6 protein-coding genes are annotated in these 7,085 nt (G+C 60.8%); 1 reads left to right on the plus strand and 5 read right to left on the minus strand.

The genetic code is table 11. The annotated features are described in order from the left end of the window. Positions 1-74: 74 nt before the first annotated feature. The 4 genes from KH208_RS14690 to KH208_RS14705 all read right to left on the minus strand — a co-directional run bounded on the left by KH208_RS14690 (position 75) and on the right by KH208_RS14705 (position 3,853). Positions 75-794, minus strand: a complete 720-nt coding sequence (locus KH208_RS14690; RefSeq protein ID WP_008686210.1) for a flagellar basal body L-ring protein FlgH — start codon at positions 792-794, stop codon at positions 75-77. Positions 795-827: 33 nt separating this feature from the next. Then, positions 828-2,063 carry a flagellar basal body P-ring formation chaperone FlgA gene (gene flgA, locus KH208_RS14695; RefSeq protein WP_291437547.1) on the minus strand — a complete coding sequence of 412 codons (1,236 nt, stop codon included), beginning with the start codon at positions 2,061-2,063 and terminating at the stop codon, positions 828-830. Between the two features lie 164 nt (positions 2,064-2,227). Further along, complete coding sequence (flgG, locus tag KH208_RS14700) at positions 2,228-3,013, minus strand: flagellar basal-body rod protein FlgG (RefSeq protein WP_291437549.1); 786 nt, start codon at positions 3,011-3,013, stop codon at positions 2,228-2,230. Between the two features lie 45 nt (positions 3,014-3,058). After that, the gene (locus tag KH208_RS14705) at positions 3,059-3,853 is read right to left on the minus strand and encodes a flagellar hook-basal body protein (protein WP_291437550.1); all 795 of its coding nucleotides are present in this window, start codon (positions 3,851-3,853) and stop codon (positions 3,059-3,061) included. A 370-nt stretch (positions 3,854-4,223) separates the two neighbouring features. Between KH208_RS14705 and KH208_RS14710 the strand changes: the two genes are divergently transcribed. Next, a complete protein-coding gene (locus tag KH208_RS14710; protein WP_291437551.1) occupies positions 4,224-5,375 on the plus strand; it encodes a KamA family radical SAM protein in 1,152 nt (383 codons plus the stop codon). 215 nt (positions 5,376-5,590) lie between these two features. Here the strand turns inward: KH208_RS14710 and KH208_RS14715 are convergent, their stop codons facing one another. Next, the gene (locus KH208_RS14715; RefSeq protein WP_291437553.1) at positions 5,591-6,667 is read right to left on the minus strand and encodes a dihydrodipicolinate reductase; all 1,077 of its coding nucleotides are present in this window, start codon (positions 6,665-6,667) and stop codon (positions 5,591-5,593) included. Between the last annotated feature and the right edge of the window lie 418 nt (positions 6,668-7,085).

Genomic DNA, 7,085 nt, shown 5'->3' on the forward strand with positions numbered 1-7,085 from the left:
GGATGACTTTTGTTCCCTGGCAAGAAAACAGGCAGTCGCGGCCCAGGGGGCAAAACTCCCTGATTTAGAAACTCCTAGAAGGGCCAGATGTTGTCCATCAGCCTCGTAAACCAGCCCGGCTTCTGCTTGTCGGCCAGCACGCCGCGCCCGTAGTATTCAATGCTCGCGTCCGCGATCTGGGTGGAATAGACGCTGTTTTCCGCATCCACATCCTTGGCGCGGATCATGCCGCGCACCACCATATACTCGGTTTCCTCGTTGACCCGGATCTCGCGCGCGCCCTCGATCTGCAACAGGCCGCCGGGCAGCACGCGCAGGACACGGGCCGCCATGGAGGTGGTCACGTAATTTTCACGCTTGGTCTTGCCCGTGGCCGAAAGGTCGCTGACCGACGAGGTATTCAGCACCGGCGTGCCCACGCGGGCCTGCGGCCCGATGCCCACCAGGGGCACAAAGCCGGTCTTGCTTTTGCCGAACATGGCGGCGACTTGGTAGTCGTTGGAGCCGTCCTTGTTGGCCGTTGTTTCGGCCTTGTTCTGGGCCTTGGTGTTTTCCACCAGTTTGACCACCACGATGTCGCCAACGCGCCGGGCGCGGCTGTCGGCGAAGAGAGTATCCTCCTCGCTGGCGGCGAAGAGCGAGCCGGGATTGTTCGGGCCGCTGGTTTCCTGGCGGTATTCCTGCGGCGGCGTGACCGGGTGCTGCAGGGCCGGGCGCTTGTGCGCGCCGCCTCCGCAGGCCGCGCAGAGCAGAAAAGCCAGCCCCAGGACCGGGACAATCAGTTGTGTCTTCATACGCTCCACTCCTCTCAGCCGCGATGAGACGGCCTAATGTATCTCCACCGTACTGCCGTCTTTGACGGTAGCGTAGATCTGCTTTTTGGTCTGCAAATTCCGCACCGGAATCGTGGCGCCGGGCTCGCCGTCCGCCAGGGCTTCCGCCTGGGTGGTCATGCGCAGATTGCCGCGCACGTAAATCAAGGTCAGTATCGTGCCGCGCCGAACCATAAGCTGGCTGACAAGATCGCTCTGCAAGATGGGTTCGCCCGTGATCAGGGAGCGCGTCACCTGCCAGGGGCCGCCGTGGCCGTCCCAGGGCAGATCGCGCAGCTGGCCGGCGTTGATGCGCATGAAGGTCACGGCTTCGGGCGTCAGCGCGTCGCCTTTGCCCAAGGGACGGGAAGCCGCGGGCACGGTGATCCAGAGGGTCAGGTTGACCGTGCCGGACACCCGCCGCAGCACCGTGCCGTCCGCCTCCTGCACGGCGAAGCGCAGGGGCACGCGGCCCGGCGTGAGCTTGCCGGGCTCCAGCTGGACCCGCTGCTGGTTGTGCGCCAGGAAAATATAGTCCGGCAGACGAAATTCGTTCAGCTCCGCCTCGCCGGGCATGGCGGACAGTTGCGGCGTCAGGCTTTTGACGACATAGGAACGCAGGTCGTCTTCCCTAAACACCAGGCCGCCGCGCTGAATCACCAGCGAAGTGGGCAGAATGCAGCGCGCGGCCAGCTCATTGCCCAGGCTCTGGCGCAGGGCCTGCGAGAGGCGGGAGCGGTTGATCTGGAGAGGCTTGCCCTCTTCCGGCGGCGCGGGCCAGAGCCGGCGGCTTTTAAGGTCGCTCCAGAGCGCGGGGTCCATATGGCCCAGAGGCGCGGCAATGTCGCCCAGCAGCACGCTGTCGGTATTGGTCACGGCCGCCGGAGCCACCTTGAGCCGCCAGTCGCCCTGTTCCAGCATGGGCAACTGGTCTCCGGCCGCCGGGGGCGCCGCCAGAGGCGCGGCATTGGCCGCGATGAGCCCGCGGGTTTTGGCCGCTCGCCGGTCCTGGGCATCGTCGGCCAGAGGCAACTGGGCGGCGCGCACCTGCGGCGGACGCAACTGGCGCTTGATCTGCGAAGGCGAGCGGCGGTTGTTGCGCTCGCTGTCCTGCCAGACGGCCTGCGGCACGCCGCCCTGGGGCCAGGCCCGCAACGGCGCGGGCCACAGAGCGCACAGCAAAGCCAGGACCACGGCCAGGACCGGCGCTACAGCCGGTTCTCGCGCCGCAATCCCTTGTCGGGTAAGCATATGCCGTCCGCTCCGCATCCCTTACGCTCCATCAATTACCTTTGAAACGCGTAGCGTTCCAAAGAGTTCATTCCGGCGAAAAACGCGGTCATCGCCGAAATCCACGCCGCTTCGCGGCGCGCCTCACCGTGTTCGGCGTCAGAGCATTTCAAAATTGAAATGCTCTAACTGCGCTTGAGCTGCACTGCCATGCCCAGCATGGAGTCCGAAGTCTGAATGGCCTTGGAATTGACCTCGTAAGCGCGCTGGCCCACGATCATGTTGACCATCTCGTCCACCACTTCCACATTGGACATTTCCAGAAAGCCCTGGGCCAGGGTGCCCACATTGTCCGTGCCGGGCACGCCTTCCGTTTCCGCGCCCGAGGCTTCAGTAGGCGTGTAGAGGTTACGGCCGCGAGCATCCAGACCCGCCGGGTTGATGAAGGTATAAAGCGGGATCTCCGCGCCCGCGATTTCCTGGCCTTCGCTGTCCAGGGCCGCGATATGCCCGGTGGAGGAAATGGAAACATTCTTGGTTTCCGCCGGGACGGCGAATTCCGGCTGCAGGATGTAGCCGTTGGCCGTGACCACGGTGCCGTCCTGGTTGAGCTTGAAGGAACCGGCGCGGGTATACATCAGCTCGCCGTTCACATCCACCTGGAAAAATCCGTCGCCTTCAATGGCCACATCCAGAGAGTTGCCCGTATTCTGGAAGTCGCCCTGGGTAAAGAACTTGTGCACGGCCGTGGGCCGCACGCCCATGCCCACCTGGATGCCCACGGGCAGCCGGTTGTCGCCTTCGGTAATGGACCCGGCGATCTTCATGGTCTGGTACATCAGATCCTCAAACTCGGCCCGGCTTTTTTTGAAGCCCGTGGTGTTGACGTTGGCCAGGTTGTTGGAAATGACATCGATGTTGAGCTGCTGGGCCACCATGCCCGTGGCGCCGGTGTACAGGGAACGCATCATGGGGATTTCTCCTTCTCTCAGTCACGCGGGAGGGCCGCGCGCGGGCTAGCCCTGGCGGCGCCCTATTTTTTCGTTGGCTGCGCGGTCCAGGCTGTCCGAGCTCTGCATCACCTTCTGGTAGGCCTCAAACTGACGCTGCACCTCTATCATATTGACCATTTCCGTCACCACCTGCACGTTGGCCGCTTCGGCAAAACCCTGCTCCAGCCGCGCACCGGCCAGGTAGGCGTCTCCCTCGGCCACAGCCACTTTTTCGCGCGGGCGGAAAAGGTTATGGCCCAGTTTTTCCAGGTTCTGCGGATTGTCCACGTTGATCAGCGCGATCTGGTTGACCACCGCGCCGTCGGCAATGACCTGGCCGTCGCCGCCGATGAGCACATTGCGCGTGCCCGCCGGGATGACGACATTGCCGCCCGTTCCCTGGAGCGGGTAGCCCTGGGGCGTCATCACCGTGCCGTCGCCGGACAACAGAAAATGCCCGTTGCGCGTCAAATAATCCCCGTTGGGCGTGGTTACCCGGAAAAAGGCGTTTTCGCCGTTGATGGCCACATCCAGCGGATCACCGGTAAACTGCATGGAGCCCTGGGAAAAATCGATTCGGGACACGGCGACGCGCGGTCGCGCCACATTTTTGGGCTCGGGAAACAGGGGGTCGGAACGCAGATTCATCAGCGGCTCGCGGATTTCGTCATGCGCATAGGAGGCCATGGTATCCTTGAAGGCCAGGGTATCGCGTTTGTAGCCGTGGGTATTCACGTTCGCCAAATTATTGGCGATGAAGTTCATGCGGTGTTCTGTGGTCAGCGCGCCGAACAGCCCGCTAAACAACGCGTCTTGCATAAAAAACTCCTTTGTCCGCGGCTTGTTGGCCAAAACGGGACGAAGCCGTTGCCCAAGGCCGGAGAGGCCTTTGCCGGAAATATGCAAGGAACGGGCCAACCACCGGCCGCTTCACGCGGGACGGTCGGGACGCGAACGCAGCGCAATGGATTCACCGGCACTGCGGTCCGACTCTAAATAAATATTTTTATATTCTATATCAGTTAATTAATTATTCATTACATGGAAGCACGGTACGTAAAGAAAATTTTTCTCATCTTGAAACACAGCGCGCCCCAGGACCGGCAAAAACAGCAATGCAAAAATATCTTGCCTTGTATTCACACAGTATGTTAGATGTGTGTTACAATCCGAAAAAGGAGGTGCGCCTATGCCCTGGCAGAATGTGCTCAATGAAAACATGACGACAGCCGAGCAACTGCAAAAGCACATCTTCTTCTGTGAAGAGCATTTGGAGCAATTGCAACGGATTAGCAAGCGGTTTCCATTCTCGATTCCGCCCTATTATCTGTCTCTGATCGACCCATCAGATCCTCATGATCCCATACGGAAGATGTGCGTTCCCGCCCTGGACGAGCTTGACCCGGGCGGACGCCTCGATACCAGCGGCGAAGCATCCAATACGGTGCTGACCGGTTTGCAGCACAAGTACAGGCAGACGGCGCTGGTTCTTTCCACCAATGCCTGCGCCATGTACTGCCGCCATTGCTTCCGCAAACGTCTGGTGGGTCGTGAAGACCGGGAAACGCGTCCTCGGCGCGACAAGATCCTGGCATATATCCGCAAGCATCACGAGATCAGCAATGTTCTGCTCTCCGGCGGCGACGCCCTGCTTAACCCCACGCCCGTGCTCCATGAATACCTGGAGGAGTTGAGCGGCATGGAGCATCTGGACGCCATCAGGATTTGCAGCCGCACGCCGGTGGTTCTGCCCATGCGGATTTACATGGATCAGAAGCTGCTGGATCTGTTCAAGGAATACGGCGCGCAAAAACGCCTTTATCTCGTGACCCAGTTCAACCACCCGCGCGAATTGAGCCCGCAGGCCCAGCGGGCTCTGGACGCCCTGCAGGAATGCGGCGTCATGGTGCGCAATCAGACCGTGCTGCTGCACGGCGTCAACGATCACGGCCCGACCCTGGGAAAGCTGCTGAAGGAACTGGTGCGCCGAGGCGTCGTGCCCTACTACGTTTTTCAATGCCGCCCTGTAACCGGAGTAAAAAACAACTTCCAGGTGCCCATTGCGCATGCATACTCTATCGTGGAAGAAGCCAAGCAGATGCAGAACGGCCTGGGCAAGGCATTCCGCTATGTGCTCTCGCACGAGACAGGCAAGATAGAAATACTCGGTCCCGTGGGAAACCGACGCTGGCTCTTCAAGTATCACCAAGCCAAGACGCGGGAAGACCAGGGCCGTCTGTTCAGCGTGACGCTGCGCCCGGGCCAGTGCTGGCTGGGCGGGAAGGATGTGCGGGAGATTCCGTGGGAAAACGCGGAGGATTTCGTGGGCGCATCCGCCTGAGCCTGTTGGCACGAGACCATTGCGGACTGTTCCCGTGATGCAACGTCAAAGCCCGGCTGCTGGAACGGCCGGGCTTTGACGTTGGGGCTCTTCACGGCCCGGCATTGGCGGCCGCCATGAAGAAACCCGTGCCCCCACTGGGGAGGCACGGCGGCAGATTGCAGGCGCAAGGGCTCACACCCGGCTTACGGGGCGCGGGACGGCAGGGCTGCTCGTCATCGGATAAGATAAGCGGCCAGCGGCTTGGTCCTGTACCTGTTGACGGGCATCAGATCCGTGGTCACATAGCCCGGAGCGGCATTGATCAGATCCGGGATACGGTTCACGATGGTAGCGCAGGTCAATTCCACCGTGGACGGGCGGTTGATGACCACCTGCGTGTCCGGCTCGCCGTAAAGGGTCCAGTCGTTGCGGTCAAATTCCTCGGGCGCGTAGACCTTGCCCACGCACTCGGTTTCCAGGGTCACGCCCTCCTCTGTCTCGGTGGTGACCACAGCGGACATGCCCGTCGCATAGCCCGCAGGAATGGTCATGCCCAGGGTTTCCGAATGCAATTCCTTGTCATGGGTCTGAGGAACGCATTTCTGCACCTGGCTTTTGACGGTCAGGCCCAGGCGCTCGGCCAGCCAGCCGTTGACGTTCCACATATAGGAGGGCAGAAATTCACCCCGGTCGATGAGTTTTTGCCGCTCCGCCGGAGAAATATTGTCCGCGGCCGCGATTTCCTTCTCAAAGTCGGCCAGATTCAGGCCCGCGCCGTGGGCTTTGGCCAGGGCGATGCCGTAGTCTTCCACATTATAACTGGAGCTGCCCCGGATCTTGTTGATTTTGTGCATGGCCCCGGCCAGTGTGGCGATAAGATTGCCCCAGAAAACATCCTGATAGCCCGAGCCGCTGATAGTGCAGCCGGTCTTTTTCGCCAGGGCATCCACCTCCCTGGTCAGAGAGGGCGAGGAATTCATGGGGAAAATGGCTTCCTCATTGGTGGTAATCGCATTGACGCCGTTCCTGGCGCAGACCAGCAGAGCGTCGCGAATGTCGCGCATCAGGCTCATGGTAGTGATAATGCAGGCGTCAGGCTTGAGAGAGGCCAGCACGGCATCCGCCTCGGCGGCGTCACGCACCTTCACGCCCCTGGCCGGGCCGCCCATGATCTCGCCGATATCCCTGCCGATAATTTCCGGATTGACGTCAAAGGCGGCTACAATTTCTCCGCCCTTTTCATACACGTAGCGCATGGTATATTTAGCCATTTTACCGCAGCCGTACTGCGCGATGCGTAACTTGCCCATGGCTGTTCTCCTTGAAGTTGAAGATGAAAGAGACAAACAGTCTCTATTGTAGAGAGTTAGTGCCGGAAGCGGCAAAGCACAAGTGGGCAGGATACGCCCGAGATAGCGTCAAGGAAGCGGCGTGCAGGCGCGAAGAAGCCCGAGAGGATACCCCCCAGCGGCAAAAAAGCTCCCTGGGCAGTTTTAGAAGCAGGCGCGCGGGTTTTCCAGCCTGTCCGGTTCAAGGCAAGGTGAAGAAGGGAGGGAGGGATGAAGGAAGCGGAGGGCTGGTTCGGGAATTCGCGGACTTGGGGGGTCTTGCAGGCGCGGCAGCATAGAGCGGATACGAGAAGCCCCCCTTGCGCTGAGAGCGGCGAGGGGGGCTTCCGAGCAATTTTTGGCAGCGGCCTACTTTCCCACATGACGTTATGCAGTATCA

This window comes from Desulfovibrio sp. (assembly GCF_018379785.1).
Classification (GTDB): domain Bacteria; phylum Desulfobacterota; class Desulfovibrionia; order Desulfovibrionales; family Desulfovibrionaceae; genus Desulfovibrio.

What these genes read in the sequence shown, in the direction of transcription:
- KH208_RS14690 (WP_008686210.1), bottom strand. Translation starts at nt 794, where the DNA reads ATGAAGACACAACTGATTGTCCCGGTCCTGGGGCTGGCTTTTCTGCTC.
- flgA (WP_291437547.1), bottom strand. Translation starts at nt 2,063, where the DNA reads ATGCTTACCCGACAAGGGATTGCGGCGCGAGAACCGGCTGTAGCGCCG.
- flgG (WP_291437549.1), bottom strand. Translation starts at nt 3,013, where the DNA reads ATGATGCGTTCCCTGTACACCGGCGCCACGGGCATGGTGGCCCAGCAG.
- KH208_RS14705 (WP_291437550.1), bottom strand. Translation starts at nt 3,853, where the DNA reads ATGCAAGACGCGTTGTTTAGCGGGCTGTTCGGCGCGCTGACCACAGAA.
- KH208_RS14710 (WP_291437551.1), top strand. Translation starts at nt 4,224, where the DNA reads ATGCCCTGGCAGAATGTGCTCAATGAAAACATGACGACAGCCGAGCAA.
- KH208_RS14715 (WP_291437553.1), bottom strand. Translation starts at nt 6,667, where the DNA reads ATGGGCAAGTTACGCATCGCGCAGTACGGCTGCGGTAAAATGGCTAAA.